Source organism: Bradyrhizobium sp. CIR18, from assembly GCF_014198295.1.
Classification (GTDB): domain Bacteria; phylum Pseudomonadota; class Alphaproteobacteria; order Rhizobiales; family Xanthobacteraceae; genus Bradyrhizobium.
Window position 1 is genome coordinate 350,362 of record NZ_JACIHF010000001.1, and the last position, 18,664, is coordinate 369,025.

Consider the following 18,664-nt stretch of genomic DNA (forward strand, 5'->3'; position numbering starts at 1 on the left):
CCATGGACACGATCCTGGTCGTCAATGCCGGCTCTTCGAGCGTCAAGTTTCAGGTCTATTCGGCGTTGGGCGACGGTGCGCTCCGGCGTCAGATCAAGGGACAAATGGATGGCATCGGCAGCCGCCCGCGCCTGCGCGCCAGCGGTGCGAGCGGCGATGCGCTGGCCGATCGCGCCTATTCGGTTGAAGCTGTGCCCGATGTGCCCGCCGCCATGTCGGTTGCCGGCAATTGGCTGCGCGACGAGCTTCGGATTACGCCGATCGCGGTCGGTCATCGCGTCGTTCATGGCGGGCCGGACCATGTCCGCCCGGTCCTGATCGACCACGGCGTCGTCTCCCGCCTCGAACGCCTTGTCAACTTGGCGCCGCTGCATCAGCCGCACAATCTCGCGCCGATCCGCTCGCTGCTGGCGAATTTCCCTGGGCTGCCGCAGGTGGCGTGCTTCGACACGGCATTTCACCGCACGCATGATCTCGTCGCCGATCACTATGCGATTCCGCAGCAGCTCTATGCCGAGGGTGTGCGGCGCTACGGTTTTCACGGGCTCTCCTACGAATACATCGCCCGGACGCTGCCCGGTGTGGCGCCTGAGATCGCCAAGGGGCGGGTCATCGTTGCCCATCTCGGCAGCGGCGCCTCGATGTGCGCGATCAAGGAGGGACGCAGCGTCGAGAGTACCATGGGCTTCACGGCGCTCGACGGGCTGCCGATGGGAACGCGTCCAGGGCAGATCGATCCCGGGGTCATCCTCTATCTCATCGCCGAGAAGGGCATGCCGGCCGCGAAGGTGCAGGACTTCGTCTATCGGGACTGCGGTCTGAAGGGGCTTTCCGGCGTCAGCAACGACATGCGCGAGCTGGAAGCGAGCACCGATCCGCGTGCGCGGCTCGCGATCGACCATTTCGTCTACCGGATCGGCCTCAACGCGGGCATGCTGGCCGCGGCCTTGCAGGGCCTGGATGCCTTCGTCTTCACTGCCGGTATCGGGGAGAACTCGGCATCGATCCGCGCACGTATCGCTGAGCAGCTCGGTTGGCTCGGCGTCCGCCTCGATGCCGGTGAGAACGCCCGCCATGCGCCCCTGATCTCGGCAGCCGACAGCCGCGTCCCCGTCTATGTCGTCCCGACCGACGAGGAGCTGATGATCGCACAGCACACGCTATCGCTATTGGATGGACGGTCAGTTGATCAACACGAGACCTGAGAGGGTGTCATGATCCCAGTATTTCCGGAAAGCAAGGTGGCCCTGAAGGGAAAGAAGGGACTGATCGTCGGCATCGCCAACGACCAGTCGATCGCCTGGGGATGTGCGCGCGCGTTTCGTGCACTGGGTGCTGATCTCGCGGTGACCTATCTGAACGACCGCGCCAAAAAGCATGTCGAGCCGCTGGCGCAGGCGCTGGAAGCGCCGATCTTCATGCCGCTGGACGTGATGGCCGAAGGGCAGACCGAGGCGGTGTTCGAGCGCATCGCGTCAGAATGGGGGCAGCTCGATTTCATGCTTCATTCCATCGCCTTCTCGCCGAAGGAAGCGCTGCACGGCCGTGTCGTCGACGTCGGCCGTGACGGCTTCCTCAAGACCATGGATGTCTCATGCTGGTCGTTCTTGCGGATGGCTCATCTCGCCGAGCCGCTGATGAAGAACGGCGGCACGCTTTTCACCATGACCTATTACGGCAGCCAGATGGTGGTGGAGAATTACAACGTGATGGGTGTCGCGAAAGCCGCGCTGGAAGCCTCGGTCCGCTATATCGCCGCGGAGCTCGGCCCGAAGGGCATCCGCGTGCACGCGATCTCGCCGGGTCCGCTGGCCACCCGCGCGGCTTCGGGGATTCCCGAGTTCGATGAGCTCATGGACAAGGCGCAGTCGAAGGCGCCGGCGCGCAGTCTCGTCAGCATCGACGATGTCGGGAACGCCACCGCGTTCCTCGCGCTCGACGGCGCCAAGCTGATCACGGGCGGCGTGCTCTATATCGACGGCGGCTATCACATCATCGATTGAGGCCGCCGACGGATCAGACGTTCATTTCCGGGACGTTGTCGGGAAGAGCGAGCTCGGCTTCAGTGAGCGCGATGACCTCGCCGACACTGACCCCGGGCGCGGTCTCCAGCAGCGTCGCCCTGCCGCCGGAGAAGCCCGATCACGGCCATGTCCGTGACGACGAGATCGACCGACCGCGCCGAGGTCAGGGGCAGGGTGCATTGGGCGACGATCTTCGACTTGCCCCTGGCCGCGTGCTGCATGGCGACGATGACGCGCCTGGCGCTGCTGACGAGGTCCATCGCCCCGCCCATGCCGGGCACCATCTTGCCGGGGATCATCCGGTTGGCGAGGCGGCCCTGCGCGTCGACTTGGAGGCCGCCGAGCACGGCACAAGATCGACCTCGATCTCGTTCGTCAGCATCTGCTGCTGGGCCTTGGGATTGAGCCCGACATGCGTCGCGGTCAGACGCGACACGAGCGATGCGTCAAACAACTTGCCGACGCCTTTGCCCGGCAGTGCGGCATCGTTGCAGATCACCGACAATCCGGTCTTCTGCCGCCGGACCATTTCATCGAGCAAGCGCTCCGGTGTTCCAATACCCATGAAGCCGCCGACCATCACGCTGGCGCCAGCGGGAATCATCGCAACGGCGGCTTCTTCAACGGCCACAGCCTTCATGGGTGGAACTCCGGTCGGGCATGAGCCACATTGGCGCGGGCGGCCACCGCGCACTCTTGATCTGCGTCAAGGCTCGCCCTCGTTCGCGAATGACGATGCCGGTGCCACGCGCAGCGCCAGAGCTGTGGATGCGCCGGTCCGCCGCGGCGGGGGCGCCGCGGAATTGTCGCAATTCGGCAACAATGTGGTACGAATACATCAGTATCCGCCCATCGCGGACCCGTTTTCAGCACCACCATTGCCGGAATGACCAGCGCAGACACCTCGGCCGCACACTTTGACACGACACCAGCGGAAGAGCCCCGGCGTTGGTCGGCGCGGCGCTGGCTGGCGCCCTTTGCCGTGGCGCTGGCGCTGCTCTCGGCCTTCCTGACCTTTCTGGTTCTGACCGGCCTGACCACGATCGAGCCGACGCCGGCGGTGGTCCGCTCGATCTACCTGACCAACGCGGCCACGATCCTGTTGCTGGTCGGGATCATCATCCGCGAGCTCTGGCAGCTGATCCTGGCGCGGCGGCGGGGCAGGGCGGCGGCGCGGCTCCATGTCCAGGTCGTCAGCCTGTTCTCGATCGTGGCGGTGCTGCCGGCGGTGCTGGTCGCCGTCGTCGCCAACGTCACCATCGAACGCGGCCTCGACCGGCTGTTCTCCGGCCCGACCAAAGAGGTGATCCAGAATTCGCTGACGATCGCGCGGGCCTATATGCAGGACCATGCGCAGCTGATCCGCGGCGACATTCTCGGCATGGCCAACGACATCGCGCATGCCCGGCCGCTCTACGACCAGGATCGCCGCTCGTTCCGGGAGATGCTGAGCGCCAGCGCCAGTTCCCGCAATTTGCCGGGCGCGATGATCATCGACAAGAACACCAATATCCTGGAATCCGCCGACACCGGCATGCGGCTCGCCTATTCGCCGCCCGCGTCCGACTTCCTCAGCAACGTCAACGAGTCAGAGCCCGAGATCGCGGTCCTTCCCGATGCGAGCTTCGTGGCCGCGGTGATCCGGCTGCGCGCCTTCAGCGACACCTTCCTCTATGTCGCCCGTCCGCTTGATCCGAACGTCGTCAATCAGCTCAAGCAGACCGAGGTCAGCGTCGCCGAATACGCCCAGATCGAGTCGCGCCGGCTCGGCATCCAGGTTGCATTTGCGCTGATGTTCGCCGTGATCGCGCTGACCATCCTGATGGCCTCGGTGCTGATCGGCCTGAACTTCGCCAATTCACTGGTCTCGCCGATCCGGCGGCTGATGAACGCGGCCCACACGGTCTCGACCGGCGACCTCCATGTCCAGGTGCCGGTGCACCAGTCGGAAGGCGATCTCGCGCAGTTAGGCGAGACCTTCAACAAGATGACGCAGGAATTGCGCAGCCAGCGCGATGAGCTCGTCAACGCCAGCGACCTGATCGACAGCCGCCGTCGCTTCATCGAAGCGGTGCTGTCCTCCGCAAGCGCCGGCATCATCGGCGTCGATGCTTCCGGCAGCGTCGGCATTTTGAACCGCTCGGCCGAGAAACTGATCGGGCACTCCGAGGCGGAGACGCTTGGTCATCCGCTTTCCGACGTGCTGCCCGAGCTGGACGAGATGATGAAGGCGGCGCGGGAAGGGAGCCAGCGTCTGGTGCAGGGCCAGATCACGATCACCCGCGACGGCACCGAGCGCAATCTCTCGGTCCGCGTCAGCGCCGAGAAGAACCAGCCGCATGACAGCTACATCATCACGCTCGACGACATCACCGAGCTGGTCTCGGCGCAGCGCACCTCGGCCTGGGGCGACGTGGCGCGCCGCATCGCGCATGAGATCAAGAACCCGCTGACGCCGATCCAGCTTTCGGCTGAGCGCATTCGCCGCAAATTCGGCAAGGGCATCACCGAGGCCAAGGACAAGCAGATCTTCGAGCAGTGCACCGACACCATCGTGCGCCAGGTCGACGACATCAGGCGCATGGTCGACGAGTTCTCGCGCTTTGCACGGATGCCGAAGCCGGTGATGGAAGGCGAGGACGTCGCCGACACCGTGCGGCAGGCCGTGTTCCTGATGAAGGTCGCCCATCCCGAGATCGATATCGAGGCCGAATTCAAAGACGATCCGCTCCGCGCCCAGTTCGACCGGCGGCTGATCTCGCAGGCCGTCACCAACATCGTCAAGAACGCCACCGAGGCGATCGAGCAGGTCCCGCCGGAGGAACTGGGCAAAGGCCGCATCGACGTGGTCGTGTCGCGCGAGGGCGAGGACGTTCTGATCGACGTCATCGACAACGGCATCGGCCTGCCCAAGGTCGCGCGCTCGCGGCTGCTCGAGCCCTATGTCACGACGCGCGCCAAAGGCACCGGCCTTGGCCTTGCGATCGTCGGCCGCGTGCTGGAAGACCATGGCGGGCGCATCGAGCTGAAGGATGCTTCCGACTTCCGCGAGGGCCAGCGCGGCGCCTGGATGCGGATGCGCTTCGCAGTCTCCGGCCAGCCGGCGAAGTCCGAGGGAGCCGAGCAGGCCCCGGCGGCCGCGGTCAAGGACGCAACCGGCGAAGAGGCCGGCGCTCCTGTCAAGGACCCGGCGCAGGAAACAAAAGAGCTGGCGGCCGAAACCAAAGAGGCCGCTGAAAAGACCAATGATTCAACGAAAATCGAAGCCTCAACAGGCAGCTGACAAGACAGGGCGCGACCCATGGCAAGTGAAATTCTGATTGTCGATGATGAGGCCGATATTCGGGATCTCGTCGCAGGCATTCTCGAGGACGAGGGTTTTGTCACGCGGACTGCGCGCGACAGCGACTCTGCACTGGCTGAAATCGCCAACCGGCGGCCGCATCTGGTGTTCCTCGACATCTGGCTGCAGGGCTCCAAGCTCGACGGCTTGCAGCTCCTGGAGCAGGTCAAAAAGGACAATGCCGACCTGCCGGTCGTGATGATCTCCGGCCACGGCAACATCGAGACCGCGGTGGCCGCGATCAAGCGCGGCGCCTACGACTTCATCGAGAAGCCGTTCAAGGCCGACCGGCTGATCCTGGTCGCGACCAGGGCGCTGGAGAACTCGCGGCTCAAGCGCGAGGTCAAGGAGCTGAAGCAGCTGGCGCCGAGCGCAAGCCAGCTCGTCGGCCGCTCGCCGAGCATGAATCAGTTGCGCCAGACCATCGAGCGCGCGGCCAAGGCCAACAGCCGCATCCTGATCGTCGGTCCCGCCGGCGCCGGCAAAGAATTGACGGCGCGCACGTTGCATACGGCCTCGGGCCGCGCCGACGGTCCCTTCGTCGTCATCAACGCAGCCGCGATCACGCCCGAGCGCATGGAGCACGAGCTGTTCGGCGTGGAGCAGTCCAACGGCGAACAGGCGCGCAAGCCCGGCGCGCTCGAGGAAGCCCATGGCGGCACGCTGTTCATCGACGAGATCGCGGACATGCCGCGCGAGACCCAGAACAAGATCCTGCGGGTCCTGGTGGAGCAATCGTTCCAGCGCGTCGGCGGCACCGCCAAGGTGCAGGTCGACGTCCGCATCATCTCCTCGACCGCGCGCAATCTCGAAGAGGAGATTGCGGCCGGCCATTTCCGCGAGGACCTCTATCATCGCCTCTCGGTGGTGCCGATCCGCGTGCCTGCGCTGTCGGAGCGGCGCGAGGACATCCCGGAACTGATCGACTACTTCATGGAGCAGATCTCGGCCGGTAGCGGCCTGCCCAAGCGGCAAATCGGCCAGGACGCGATGGCGGTGCTGCAATCGCATGTCTGGCCGGGCAATGTGCGCCAGCTCCGCAACAACGTTGAAAGAGTCATGATTCTCGCCGCCGGCGGGCCGGAGGTCATCATCACGGCCGACATGTTGCCGCAGGACGTCGGCTCCATGGTGCCGGCGATGCCGACCAGCAACAATGGCGAGCACATCATGGGCCTGCCGCTGCGCGAGGCGCGCGAGGTGTTCGAGCGCGACTATTTGATTGCACAGATCAGCCGTTTTTCAGGAAATATTTCTCGCACGGCCGAGTTCGTTGGCATGGAACGGTCGGCGCTGCATCGAAAGTTGAAAGCGCTCGGTGTCGGCTAGCGCGTGCTCGTGCGAAGCGGGTACCGGTTCGCATTGGGAAAACGCCGTCAGAACAAGATCTAACGCCGCGACGTTGCGGCGACACCTTTGAATAAAACGAGGAAATTCATCGATTTCCGTAGTTTTTCGGGGCAATACGGCGCCCGCTGCCGCGTGAAGCGGCTTGCCTAATAGGTCCACCTGTCCTCTAATTGCACAGCTGTTCCTTCCGAGGGGGATCTCATGAGGAACGGCAACCGGGAGAGGCTCCGAACTTCACAAAGAGGGCCGCAACCGGCGCAATAAAAAGAAACTCAAAGCGAGAAAAAAACAATGGCGGCAGACCGCGCACAAAACCTACAGGACACCTTCCTTAATCACGTTCGCAAAACCAAGACGCCACTGACGATCTTTCTGGTCAACGGAGTGAAGCTCCAGGGCATCGTGACCTGGTTCGACAATTTCTGTCTACTGCTTCGGCGCGACGGTCATTCGCAGCTCGTCTACAAGCATGCGATCTCGACCATCATGCCGGGTGCGCCGATCCAGTTGTTCGAAGGCGGCGAGGATCAGCCGGCTTGAGAGTGATCTGATTGGAACCCCGAAATTTCGACGGGGATGCCGACCGTCCGCGGTCGGCAGGGGCTAAGCAGACGGGGCGGGTGCTTGTCATCGGCCCCTATTTGCGGGTGCGCGCAGGCGGTGCCGACGCGCAATCGGAGACTCATATCCAGCGCAACGCCGAGGCCCGGCTCGATGAAGCCGCCGGCCTCGCGCGTGCGATTGATCTCGTCATTGCCGACGCCATCATCACGCCGATCAGCCAGATCAGGCCCGCGACCTATATCGGCAAGGGCAAGGTCGAGGAGATCGCGGCGCTGGCCAAGAGCCTCGACGTCGAGCTCGTGGTGATGGACTGCGCGCTGGCACCGATCCAGCAGCGCAACCTCGAAAAGGAACTGCACGCCAAGGTGCTCGACCGCACCGGCCTCATCCTGGAAATCTTCGGCCGCCGCGCCAAGACCAAGGAAGGCTCGCTCCAGGTCGAGCTCGCGCATCTCAACTACCAGCGCTCGCGCCTGGTGCGCTCATGGACCCATCTGGAGCGCCAGCGCGGCGGCTTCGGCTTCATGGGCGGTCCCGGCGAGACCCAGATCGAAGCCGACCGCCGCCTGATCCAGGAGCGCATCTCCAAGCTCGAGGGTGAGCTGAAGAAGGTGCAGGCGACGCGGCGACTGCATCGTGCCGGCCGCCAGCGCGTGCCATATCGCGTCGTCGCGCTGGTCGGCTACACCAATGCCGGCAAGTCGACGCTGTTCAACCGCCTGACGCGTGCCGACGTGCAGGCCGCGGACATGCTGTTCGCCACGCTCGATCCGACGCTGCGCGCCCTCAACCTGCCGCATGGCGGCAAGGCGATGCTGTCGGACACCGTCGGTTTCATCTCCAACCTGCCGACCCAGCTCGTCGCCGCCTTCCGCGCCACGCTGGAGGAGGTGCTGGAGGCCGACGTCATCCTGCATGTGCGCGATATCTCGCATGAGGATGCCGAGGCGCAGCAGAGCGACGTCGACGCCGTGCTGCGCCAGCTCGGCATCAACCCCGATGATTCCGGCCGCATCATCGAGGTCTGGAACAAGATCGACCGCTACGATGCCGAGCAGCGCGAAGAGCTCCTGAACATCGCCGCACGCAGGCCGGAGGATCATCCGGCGATGCTGGTCTCGGCCGTGTCAGGCGAGGGCGTCGACGCGCTGCTCGCCGCAATCGAGCAGCGGCTGGCGGCCAAACGCACCACGCTCGACCTCTCGATCGACGCCGCCGATGGCGCCGGTATCAGCTGGCTGCACCGCAATGCCGAGGTGCTGGCGAAAGAGCTGCACGACGGCCGTTTTGATATGACCGTGCGGGTAGACGAGACCAAGCGGGACATCGTGGTGTCGCGGTTTGATGCGGTGCCGCGCCTTCCTGCGTAACAGCTGTCGTCTCGGACAAACGCAGCCCTCGTAGGGTGGGCAAAGGCGCGTGAGTGCGCCGTGCCCACCATTTGCCCGTTGTTGAAAGGCGTGGGCACGGCGCGCGAAGTGCGCGCCTTTGCCCCTACGAATTGTCCTTCGCCAAGACGACGGCAGAATTAGCGGCTCGCTTCCTTGCGCCGTTCCTGCGCCGATTGCTCATCACCCTTCGCCGCATTCCACAGCGCGTCCATCTCCGCCAGCGAGGCCTGCTCCAGCGTCCGGCCCTGCGCTTCCAGCGCGCGCTCGATATAGGCAAAGCGCCGCTCGAACTTTGCGTTGGTCGCACGCAAGGCGGCCTCCGGATCGGCGTCGACATGGCGGGCGAGGTTGACGAGGGCGAACATCAGGTCGCCGGTCTCTTCCGCAATCTCCTGCTTGTCGTTGCGGTCGAGCGCAGCCTCGATCTCGTCGGCTTCCTCGCGGATCTTTTGCAGCACCGCGCGCGGGTCGTTCCAGTCGAAGCCGACGGTGGAGGCCTTGCGCTGCAGCTCCATGGCGCGCGTCAGCGCGGGCTGGCCGGCCTTCACGCCTGACAGCAGCGATTTGTGAGATGGCGCGTCCTCCGGCGGCCGGCGCGCGGCGCGCTCGGCTTTCTCCTCGGCCTTGATGCGGTCCCAGACTTCCTTGACGTGGGAGGAGGCGAGATTGCCGTCCTTGTCGGCGAAGACGTGCGGATGGCGCCGGATCATTTTTCGCGTGATCGCCTCGACCACATCTCCGAACGCAAAGGCGTTCTGCTCCGAGGCCATCTGGGCGTGGAACACCACCTGCAGCAGGAGGTCGCCGAGCTCTTCTCTGAGGTCGTCGAGATCGCGGCGGCTGATGGCGTCCACCACCTCATAGGCCTCCTCGATCGTGTAGGGCGCGATGGTCGCAAAATCCTGCTCGAGGTCCCAGGGGCAGCCGGTCACCGGCGTGCGCAGCGCCGCCATGATCTCGATCAGGCGGGAAATGTCGCGGGAAGGGGTCATTGGGCACCGGAGTTGCGAGTTTCCGGCCTTATGCCAAAACCCGGTCGCTCATCCCAGCGAAACGATATGAAGTCTGTCGATTTCCACCGACCGTCGGCCCCGATCAGCCCTGCTGGGCTCGGCTCTGCTGTTCAAGCATAACCATGCGGCGAAACACGATCGCGCAAAATCCAAAGAAGGCGATCCCCACCAGCGCGAGGATCTTGCTGGCTGGCTCGCCAAAGAGCAGCAAAGCGCTTAGCCCGGCCATGGCAATCGACCCAAATTGAAGCCGCCAGAGCGCCTCCTCACCATAGGCGCGCGCGAGGGATGTCATGCTTTCTTGCCGGGACAATTGCTCTTCCGTGGCCTGCAGGCGAGGCAAGAGTCGCCACATCCAAACGCGATAGGATGTTAGGTTTATGAGGGAGCAGATCAAGCCGGCGACGATGAGCGTCCAAAGAACATAGCCGGCGACGTAGTACAGCACCAGGATGGCGAAGAACGTGGTGATCATGGCGGCGATCTGGTACGCCTTCATCTGCTCTCGGAGGCGCTGGTAGTCTTCCTCGGAGGCAATGCTGTAGCCGCGGCGGTTCGGGCCCCATGGGAAGAACAGCCTGCGGCCGTCTTCCGTCGTCTTGAAACCACCGCTGCTCCACTTCTCGAAATAGCCGTCCAAATAGCCCATGTCTGACATCGTCTCGCGCGTGCGGCAGCAACCGACACTACCGTAACGCGAGCCACGTGGCAATTGGGTCCTAGGGTTCTACGAAGATGGGGAACGAATCTCGCAGTCCAGGCGATTGCAGCCCGGGATTGCTGGCGCGAACGGAGTGAACTAGTTAAGCCCAATGAACGAGTTTACTTCCGAAACCGCGCTGGTGCTGTTCTCCGGCGGCCAGGACTCGACGACCTGCCTGGCCTGGGCGCTCAGCCGCTTTGCGCGCGTGGAAACGCTGGGGTTCGAGTACGGCCAGCGCCACGCCATCGAGCTTGCCTGCCGCGACCGCCTGCTCGACGGCCTCAAGGGGCTGCGCGCGGATTGGGCCACGAAGCTCGGCCAGAGCCACACGCTGTCGATCCCGACGCTTGCGGCCGTCTCCGAGACGGCGCTGACACGCGACGTCGCGATAGCGATGGGCGCCGACGGTCTGCCCAACACCTTCGTGCCGGGCCGCAACCTCGTGTTCCTGACCTTCGCCGCCGCGCTGGCCTATCGGCGCGGCATCACGCACATCGTTGGGGGCATGTGCGAGACCGATTATTCCGGCTATCCCGATTGCCGCGACGACACTATCCGCGCCATGCAGGCCGCGCTCTCGCTCGGTATGGCCAGACCATTCGAGCTGCATACGCCCTTGATGTGGATCGACAAGGCCGCGACCTGGCAGCTCGCGCAAGATCTCGGCGGCGAGGGGCTGGTCGATCTCATCCGCGAGCACTCCCACACCTGCTATCTCGGTGAACGCGGCGCGCAGCATGAGTGGGGTTATGGGTGCGGGGAATGCCCGGCATGCAGCCTGCGGGCGAGGGGGTGGCGGGAGTTTGTGGCGGGGAGGTAGGCGTCTTTCTCCGCCGTTATTGCGAGGAGCCCTTGCGACGAAGCAATCCAGACTGCCGTCGTCGCACTATTCTGGATTGCTTCGCTGCGCTCGCAATGACGGGTGAGGTGACTACCCCGCAAAATCCTCGTCCCTGAGCTCGATCGGCTTGCCGTGGGGCGTGCGATCCGCGGCGTGGTCCCAGGCATCGCGGTAGCGGTGCAGGGTTTCCGTCGAGGCGACACCCTTGCGCGCAACCAGACCTTCCAGCGTGGCGAGCCAGTGCAGATAGTAAGTCTCGCCCGTATCAGGATCGCCGGCGGCCTGCGCGCGCTTGATCTCGTCGGCCAGGCTCGCGGCCCATTCCGGCCAGGTGAATACGCCGCGTTCGTGCAGGCTCAAGGCCATCGCGAATGCATGGGCTTCCCAGGGCGCGCGGAACACCGGGCCGTCGTCATCGCGCGGAATGCTGGGTATGGCCGCGGTGGCTGCGGCAGCAGCGGTACCACTCATTGCGCCGGATCCAGATAGGGCTCGAACGCGTCGATCGAGACCTTCAGGGTGGGATCACCATCCTCGCCCCAGAGATCGCGGCCCTCGAACACCACGGTGTAAAGCCATTGCGGGTTCTCGCCGAGCTCCATCGCCGCCGAATCCGGAAACACGTGGCAACCATGGTTCAATTCGACCACGCCGACATGGCCGCGCACATAGCGCGGCAGCCGCGTGTGCGTGGCCGGATGGATGTTCTTGGCGCGCACGCGATCGCCGATCTTGAACTTCGCCGGGGCCGGGGCGGGGCGAGCGAACTTGCCGCGCACCATCACGCGCTCGACATTGGCGAGATCGAACCTGCCGTGCTTGAGCGCCTTTGCCGGCTGCATCGCGTGGCCGGCGGCGACCTCCTCGCGGGTGAGATAACCCTTCTCGACCAGCATCTCCTCGAGCCCGAGAAACCACTTCTTGTAGTAGGAGCTCGACAGATAGACGTGCGGCGGCAGCGTCTCGCGATAGAAGCGCGAGGTGTCGATGTTGAAGGCGCCGGCCGCACCCATCGCGCGCACCATCGCCAGTACGCGGGACTCCCACTCCTCGTGGAACATCGGCTCGTTCGGCTCCGGCTCGACCTTGCCGAAACCGTCCATGCCGCCCATGTCGTGCACGCCGTTCATGACGGCGCTCCGGGCGTCTTGGGAAAGCCGGTGCCGATCATGGAATCGCGCGTGACGAGCTCGGCGAGCTGCTCCTCGCTCCAGCCCTCCGTGCCCGCGGGGCGCATCGGCAGCACCAGGAAGCGCGTCTCGGCGGTGGAATCCCACACCCGGATCTCGATGTCCTTCGGCAGGGTGACGTCGAAATCGGCGAGTACGCCACGCGGATCCTTCACCGCGCGGGAGCGGTAGGGCGCCGCCTTGTACCAGACCGGCGGGAGGCCCAGCATTTCCCAGGGGTAGCAGGAGCAAAGCGTGCACACGACCATGTTGTGACGCGCGGGCGTGTTCTCGACCACGACGAGATGATCGCCGACGCGGCTGACATGGCCGAGCGTGCCGATCGCCTTGGAGCCGTCCTCCAGCAGCGCTTTTTTGAACGCCGGATCGGTCCAGGCCTTGGCGACGACGCGTGCGCCGTTGTGCGGGCCGATCTTGGTCTCGTAGGCCTGGATGATGGCGTCGAGCGCGGCGGGCTCGACATAGCCTTTTTCGGTCAGGATCGTCTCGAGCGCGCGCACGCGCAGCTCGGTCTCCGACAGCTCGGAATGGTCGTGATCGTGGTGGTGGTGATGGTCGTGATCGTGGCTCATGACGTCGAAGATAGGCGCAACGGCCCAGGCCTGTCGAGTATCCGCTGCGGCGCATCCGGGTCCCATATTCGTGAGGCCGGATGTAGGCTAGCATCGCGGCAGAGCAGACGGGGAGACGTTGGTGACGGACTACGTGAAGATCGAAAGGGGCCTCGGGCCCGAGGGGCGGATTGCGGTGGTGCGTTTCGATCGGGGTGACGGCATCAATGCACTGTCACCCGAGGCATTGCGGCAGCTGACCGCGGCGGCGCGCAGCTTCGAGGACGATGCCGCGACGTCGGTCGTCGTATTGACCGGCAGCTCGGGCGCATTCAGCGCCGGCTTCGACCTCAAGGACGCCGAGGGGCGCTCGCGCAAGGAGATGGACCTCGGCACGCTGCGGCGGCACCTCAAGCTCGGGCCGCGTCTAACGCACGCCTGGCAGGAGATGGAGCAGATCACGATCGCGGCGATCGAGGGTTTTTGTGTCGGCGGCGGTGTGGCCCTCGCCGTCGCGCTCGACTTCCGCATCATGGGCCGCGATGCACATCTGCGCGTGCCGGAAATCGGGCTCGGCATGAACATGAGCTGGCAGAGCATACCGCGCATGCTGCATCTGATGGGGCCCGCCCGCACCAAGCAGGCGGTGATCCTGGCTGATGAGCGCATCTCAGCGGATGAGGCCCATGAATGGCGCCTGGTGGAGCAGGTGGTCGATCCCGGCCATGCCTTCGAGGCCGCCATGGATCTCGCCCGGAAGGTCGCCGCGCAGCCGCCGCTCTCGGTCGCGATGACGAAACTCACCGTCAACCGGCTTGCGCATGCGCTGGACGATCTCGCCAGCCACATGGACGTCGACCAGTTCGCGCTCGCCGGCTTCAGCGAAGATCACAAGGAGGGCGTCGAGGCGTTCCTGGGCCGCCGCAAGCCGCGCTTCAAGGGGCGCTAGATCTATGCCCGGCCATTGATCGCACAACCGGCAGTCCCTATACGCGGCGCAGGGACAAGAGCAGGCTGGGCGCACCGGCCGCACAGGCAACGACGATCGAGGGGAGGGTCCATGACTGCTAGCTCGCAGGCGCCGGAGGCGAAAGGCTTTCGCTGGAAACTGGTCGCGCCGCTCGCGGTGTGGCTGGTGATCTATCTGTGGCCGGTGCCTGCAGGGCTCAACGTCAATCAGTGGCACTATTTCGCCGTGTTCGCGGCCGTCATCACCGGGCTCATCCTGGAATCGATGCCGGTGGGCGCGGTCGGCTTCATCGGTCTCACGGTCGCGGGCGTTGCCGGCTATATCGACCCCGATCCGACCAAGTCGCTGCGCTGGATGCTGGCGGGCTTTGCCGAGAGCACGGTCTGGCTCATCGTCGGCGCCTTCGTGTTCTCGATCGGCTATCGCAAGAGCCAGCTCGGCCGGCGCATTGCATTGGTGCTGGTGCAGCGCCTTGGCCGCAACACGCTCGGCCTTGGCTATGCCGTGGCGATGTCCGACTTCCTGCTCGCGCCGGCGACGCCGTCGAACACCGCGCGCAGCGGCGGCATCGTCTATCCCATCATCAGCAACATCCCGCGCATCTATGGCTCCGAGCCGGGGCCGACCGCCGGCAGGATCGGCACGTATGTGATGTGGACGGCCTTTGCCGCGACCGCCGTCACGAGCTCGCTGTTCTTCACCGCGCTTGCGCCCAACGCGGCGGCGCTGGCGATCGCCAAGAAGACCGCCGGGGTCGAGGTCAGCTGGGGCCAGTGGTTTCTCGGCTTCGCGCCGCTCGGCATCCTGCTGATGGTGCTCGTGCCGCTGCTCAGCTATCTGGTGTGCCGGCCGGAGGTGAAAAGCAGCCCTGAGATTTCCGAATGGGCCGCGAAAGAGCTCGGCGCCATGGGCCCGATGTCGCGCAACGAGTGGATCATGCTCGGCTTGATCGTGCTCGCGATGTTCCTGTGGATCGCGGGCTCCAGCCCGGACATCCACATTCCCGTGCTCGGCTCGAACTTCGTCAATGCCACCACCGTCGTGTTCATCGTGATCTCCCTGATGCTGGTGACCGGCGTGATCGAGTTTGCCGACATTGTCAGCGAGAAGAGCGCCTGGGAGGTGTTCTTCTATTTCACATCGCTGCTGACGCTGGCCTCCGGCCTCAACGAGATCGGCTTCATCAAATGGTTCGCGACCGAATACGCAAAACCGCTTGCCGGGCTGTCGCCGTCGACCGCGATGCTGCTGCTGGTCGCGCTGTTCTTCTGGATCCACTATTTCTTCTCGAGCATCACCTCGCATGCCGCCGCCGTGCTGCCCGTCGTGCTCGCGGTCGGATCGGGCATCCCCGATCTGCCGGTCACGACACTCGCGATGCTCTGCATGTACTCGCTCGGCCTGATGGGCGTGATCTCGCCTTACGCGACCGGACCGGCGCCGATGTATTTCGGCAGCGGCTATATCGGAAAGGGCCAATTCTGGGGTTTTGGCCTGATCTTCGGACTGCTCTATTTCGCCGGGCTCCTGCTGATCGTGCTGCCCTGGTTGCAGATGGGATGAGCCGGGTGGGGCGCTGATAGCCCCGGTGGAGGAATATTCTTCTCCGGGGAGGGTTTGGGAAAACTTCGTCCAACTCCTTCCAAATATCTGACATTGCAACACAGTCCTGAAAGGAGCGATGGTGCGTGCTGCGGTGCAGCGCGTTCCTCGCGAACCCTCACCGCGATTTCACCCCCGTCGCTCGACGCGACCCGGTTCCCGTACGCCCCAACGGCGGCGGGCAAGCGAACTATTGTGCATGAAGGCCGCTTCCATGAATGCCCACCAATCGCTCGCGGTCGGACAGCCGATCGAGAGGTGTGAAGCGATTTCACCTGCCGCAGCTGAGCCGGACGCGATGGTCCGTTTCGCCGGCATCTCGAAGACCTATCCGGCCTATCGCGGCAAGCCCGGCGTCAACGCGCTGCAAAACATCGACTTCGCGATCCCGCGCGGTTCCATCACCGGCGTGATCGGCCGCTCCGGCGCCGGCAAGTCGAGCCTGGTGCGGCTCATCAACGGGCTGGAGAAGCCGACCACGGGGCGCGTGATCGTCGACGGCCGCGACATCTCCGCGTTGGCGGGGCGCGAGCTGCGGCTGGCGCAGCGCTCGATCGGCATGATCTTCCAGCATTTCAACCTGCTGTCGTCGCGCACGGCAGCGGACAACATCGCGTTGCCGCTCGAGATCGCCGGCTGGTCCAAGGCCGATATCAGGGCCCGCGTTGCCGAGCTGCTCGCGCTTGTCGGCATCGCCGACAAGCATGACCGCTATCCGTCGGAGCTCTCCGGCGGCCAGAAGCAGCGCGTCGGCATCGCGCGGGCGCTGGCGACGCGGCCGAGCGTGCTGCTGTCGGACGAGGCGACTTCGGCACTCGATCCGCAGACCACGCGCGCGATCCTCGATCTGCTCGCGAATATCAACCGCGAGCTCGGGGTGACCATCGTATTGATCACCCACGAAATGTCCGTGGTGCGCCAGCTCTCCCGGGACGTCGTGGTGCTCGACGCCGGCCATGTGGTCGAAAGCGGCCATGTCGCGGACATCTTCACCCACCCCAAGCATCCGATCACGCAATCCTTCCTGGCCGAGGTGACCGGCGATAGCTTGCCCGTCTCGCTTGCCAGCCGGATCGTGGCGGAGCCGTCCGCCGGCGGGCAGGCCGTGATCCGCCTCGGGGTGCGCGGGGCAGGGGCCGGCGACACCCTGGTCGCGCGGCTCGCCCGCGAGCTCGGCCTCGACGTGTCGCTGCTGGCGGCGCGCATCGACGAGATCGGCGGCCAGCATGTCGGCTCGCTCGTTCTCGGCATTCCTCTCGGTATTTCTGGCGGCGAGGACGCGACGGCGCGCACGCTCGCCTTTCTCTCTCAACATCAATTCCCGGCGGAGCATCTCGGCTATGTCGCCTGAACTCATCAACCTGATCGTCCAGGCCACCTTCGAGAGCCTGTACATGGTCGGCATCGCGGCGCTGCTCGGCACCGCCTTCGGCCTTCCGCTCGGCGTTTTCCTCGCAACCAGCCGGAAAGGGGAGCTGTTCGCGGCTCCCATCGTCAATCGCGTCCTCGGCATCGTCGTCAATGCGACGCGGTCCACGCCCTTCATCATCCTCGTCGTCGCCATCATCCCGTTCACGCGCTTCGTTGCGGGGACCTCGATCGGATCGACCGCCGCAATCGTGCCGCTGACGATCGCGTCGGCGCCGTTCATCGCGCGTCTGGTCGAAGGTGCCATCCGCGAGGTCGATGGCGGCCTGATCGAGACGGCGTCCTCGTTCGGGGCCTCGCCGCTTCAGATCGTGTTCAAGGTGCTGATCCCCGAGGCACTGCCGGGACTTCTGCTGGCACTGACGCTCGCGGTGGTCAGTCTGCTCGGCTACTCCGCGATGGTCGGCGCGGTCGGTGGCGGTGGCTTGGGTGATCTCGGCATCCGCTACGGCTATCAGCGCTTCATGCCGGAGATGATGCTGGCTGTCGTCGTCGTGCTGATCGCACTGGTGCAGCTCGTCCAGAGCGCCGGCGATTATCTGGCGCGCCGGGTCAATCGCCGGCTGCGGCATCGCTGAGCCGGATCAGGTACACCTCGCGCGCCGCAGTGTCTCCGAGGGCTTTTCGGAGAAGTGGCGCTTGTAGTCGAGCGAGAACTGGCTGAAGTGCCAGAAGCCGTGCTGCACGGCGACGTCGTAGACAGAGGCATCGGTGCCGCCGGCGCGCTTGAGATCGCGCCGCACGCGGTTCAGCCGCATCGCCCGCCAATAGTGCATCGGGCTCGTGCCCAACACCTCCTGAAAGCAATAGCCGAGCTTGCGCGGGCTGGCGCCGACCGCCTTGCAGACCTCCAGCAGCGAGAGCGAGCGATCGCCGCTGCCATGCATCAGCGCCCGCGCACGATCGACCGTGCGCTTGCGCGCCGCGGCGCTGCGGCCGGGATCGCTGGGGCGTGCGGTCGGCAGCATGTCCATGATCTCGACGAGAAGGGCGTCTTCCAGCACCTGCCCGACGGCCGGATCGTCGAACCGTTCGGGGGCAGTCGAGATGGTCTCGTGGATCGCGGCAAGGTGAGCGCGCAATCGCGCGACCGGTGCCTGCGCCATCTCGATCACCCGCAACTGGTGCCAGACCGCACGCGGCAGCTCGATATCGAGCCGGGCGGCAAGCTCCTCGATCAGCGCCGCGCTGGCGACGACACCGCGCAGCTCGAATGATTTCGGCGTGCACATATCGACCTCGGCGTCGATGCAGGCGATGACCTGGGCGCCTGCAACGCTGGCGCCGTTGCAATTGACCTCGCCGTCACCGTGCCAGGGCAGACCGATGCCGAAGCTGTCGGCCCCCAGCTGGCCGTATTGGCGGACCTGCTGGCTGGTGATCTCGCAGAAGACGTCAAGCTGGGGCAAGGAGAGTTGGGTGAAGCTGCCCCTGAAGGCTCCGGCGCTGATCTGGTCGTAGCTGAGCCGCCAGCGACCGAGCGAAGCGCAATGCTCGTCGACATCGGTACTGCTGGCCTGAAACAGGCCGACAGCCGAGTCCAGAGTCGGAAGAGTTGCGCCTAAGGGCATGACGACACGTCGAAATTCACCACCCGACAGCGGGCAAGAACCACGCCAGACTGGCACGGCCATAGGCGCTGTCCAGCAAAATATTGCCGGATCTCGATAACGCCCGATGGCGCCGCGGTGCAG

At 65.0% G+C, this 18,664-nt stretch carries 16 protein-coding genes and 2 pseudogenes; 11 read left to right on the forward strand and 7 right to left on the reverse strand.

Annotation, left to right across the window (positions count from 1 at the left end; all coding sequences use genetic code 11):
- Nucleotides 1–2 precede the first annotated feature (2 nt).
- A pseudogene (locus GGD65_RS01745) lies at nt 3–1,218 on the forward strand (acetate/propionate family kinase).
- Entirely contained in the window at nt 1,215–2,003 is a 789-nt protein-coding gene (gene fabI, locus GGD65_RS01750) for an enoyl-ACP reductase FabI (RefSeq protein ID WP_018320440.1), read from the forward strand. The pseudogene GGD65_RS01745 and the gene fabI overlap by 4 nt, the downstream one beginning before the upstream one ends.
- A gap of 59 nt (nt 2,004–2,062) precedes the next feature.
- Here the strand turns inward: fabI and GGD65_RS40050 are convergent.
- Nucleotides 2,063–2,664 (reverse strand): annotated as a pseudogene (locus GGD65_RS40050) (CoA-transferase).
- Between the two features lie 246 nt (nt 2,665–2,910).
- On the opposite strand from GGD65_RS40050, the gene GGD65_RS01765 reads away from it, so the two are divergent.
- The 4 genes from GGD65_RS01765 (at nt 2,911) to hflX (ending at nt 8,651) form a co-directional block, all read left to right on the forward strand.
- Nucleotides 2,911–5,307, forward strand: coding sequence for a PAS domain-containing sensor histidine kinase (locus tag GGD65_RS01765; RefSeq protein WP_179730487.1), 2,397 nt, complete (start codon nt 2,911–2,913; stop codon nt 5,305–5,307).
- A gap of 18 nt (nt 5,308–5,325) precedes the next feature.
- Nucleotides 5,326–6,696: a sigma-54 dependent transcriptional regulator gene (locus tag GGD65_RS01770; RefSeq protein ID WP_018320442.1), complete on the forward strand. Its 1,371-nt coding sequence runs from the start codon at nt 5,326–5,328 to the stop codon at nt 6,694–6,696.
- A gap of 312 nt (nt 6,697–7,008) precedes the next feature.
- Nucleotides 7,009–7,257: an RNA chaperone Hfq gene (gene hfq / locus GGD65_RS01775; protein WP_007591126.1), complete on the forward strand. Its 249-nt coding sequence runs from the start codon at nt 7,009–7,011 to the stop codon at nt 7,255–7,257.
- An 11-nt stretch (nt 7,258–7,268) separates the two neighbouring features.
- On the forward strand, nt 7,269–8,651 hold the full coding sequence (gene hflX, locus GGD65_RS01780; RefSeq protein WP_183234251.1) for a GTPase HflX: 1,383 nt from the start codon (nt 7,269–7,271) through the stop codon (nt 8,649–8,651).
- A 158-nt stretch (nt 8,652–8,809) separates the two neighbouring features.
- Here hflX and mazG read toward each other — a convergent pair whose 3' ends face one another.
- Both mazG and GGD65_RS01790 read right to left on the reverse strand, forming a co-directional pair.
- Nucleotides 8,810–9,664, reverse strand: a complete 855-nt coding sequence (gene mazG / locus GGD65_RS01785) for a nucleoside triphosphate pyrophosphohydrolase (protein WP_183234252.1) — start codon at nt 9,662–9,664, stop codon at nt 8,810–8,812.
- 103 nt (nt 9,665–9,767) lie between these two features.
- A complete protein-coding gene (locus GGD65_RS01790) occupies nt 9,768–10,334 on the reverse strand; it encodes a hypothetical protein (protein WP_183234253.1) in 567 nt (188 codons plus the stop codon).
- Nucleotides 10,335–10,497: 163 nt separating this feature from the next.
- On the opposite strand from GGD65_RS01790, the gene queC reads away from it, so the two are divergent.
- Nucleotides 10,498–11,208: a 7-cyano-7-deazaguanine synthase QueC gene (gene queC, locus GGD65_RS01795; RefSeq protein ID WP_183234254.1), complete on the forward strand. Its 711-nt coding sequence runs from the start codon at nt 10,498–10,500 to the stop codon at nt 11,206–11,208.
- A 111-nt stretch (nt 11,209–11,319) separates the two neighbouring features.
- Here the strand turns inward: queC and GGD65_RS01800 are convergent, their stop codons facing one another.
- The 3 genes from GGD65_RS01800 to nthA are packed head-to-tail and all read right to left on the reverse strand — an operon-like array spanning nt 11,320 to nt 12,991.
- Nucleotides 11,320–11,700, reverse strand: a complete 381-nt coding sequence (locus GGD65_RS01800) for a nitrile hydratase accessory protein (protein ID WP_183234255.1) — start codon at nt 11,698–11,700, stop codon at nt 11,320–11,322.
- Entirely contained in the window at nt 11,697–12,359 is a 663-nt protein-coding gene (gene nthB, locus GGD65_RS01805; RefSeq protein ID WP_018320448.1) for a nitrile hydratase subunit beta, read from the reverse strand. Before nthB ends, GGD65_RS01800 begins: the two co-directional genes overlap by 4 nt.
- Complete coding sequence (gene nthA / locus GGD65_RS01810; protein ID WP_018320449.1) at nt 12,356–12,991, reverse strand: nitrile hydratase subunit alpha; 636 nt, start codon at nt 12,989–12,991, stop codon at nt 12,356–12,358. The genes nthB and nthA overlap by 4 nt, the downstream gene beginning before the upstream one ends.
- 121 nt (nt 12,992–13,112) lie before the next feature.
- Between nthA and GGD65_RS01815 the strand changes: the two genes are divergently transcribed.
- From GGD65_RS01815 to GGD65_RS01830, 4 genes are all read left to right on the forward strand, one after another.
- Nucleotides 13,113–13,919, forward strand: a complete 807-nt coding sequence (locus GGD65_RS01815; protein WP_183234256.1) for an enoyl-CoA hydratase/isomerase family protein — start codon at nt 13,113–13,115, stop codon at nt 13,917–13,919.
- Between the two features lie 111 nt (nt 13,920–14,030).
- Nucleotides 14,031–15,503 carry a DASS family sodium-coupled anion symporter gene (locus tag GGD65_RS01820; RefSeq protein ID WP_018320451.1) on the forward strand — a complete coding sequence of 491 codons (1,473 nt, stop codon included), beginning with the start codon at nt 14,031–14,033 and terminating at the stop codon, nt 15,501–15,503.
- 238 nt (nt 15,504–15,741) lie between these two features.
- Complete coding sequence (locus GGD65_RS01825; RefSeq protein ID WP_183234257.1) at nt 15,742–16,893, forward strand: methionine ABC transporter ATP-binding protein; 1,152 nt, start codon at nt 15,742–15,744, stop codon at nt 16,891–16,893.
- The gene (locus GGD65_RS01830) at nt 16,883–17,548 is read left to right on the forward strand and encodes a methionine ABC transporter permease (protein ID WP_183234258.1); all 666 of its coding nucleotides are present in this window, start codon (nt 16,883–16,885) and stop codon (nt 17,546–17,548) included. The genes GGD65_RS01825 and GGD65_RS01830 overlap by 11 nt, the downstream gene beginning before the upstream one ends.
- 6 nt (nt 17,549–17,554) lie before the next feature.
- Here GGD65_RS01830 and GGD65_RS01835 read toward each other — a convergent pair whose 3' ends face one another.
- A complete protein-coding gene (locus GGD65_RS01835; RefSeq protein WP_183234259.1) occupies nt 17,555–18,541 on the reverse strand; it encodes a helix-turn-helix domain-containing protein in 987 nt (328 codons plus the stop codon).
- Nucleotides 18,542–18,664: the final 123 nt, after the last annotated feature.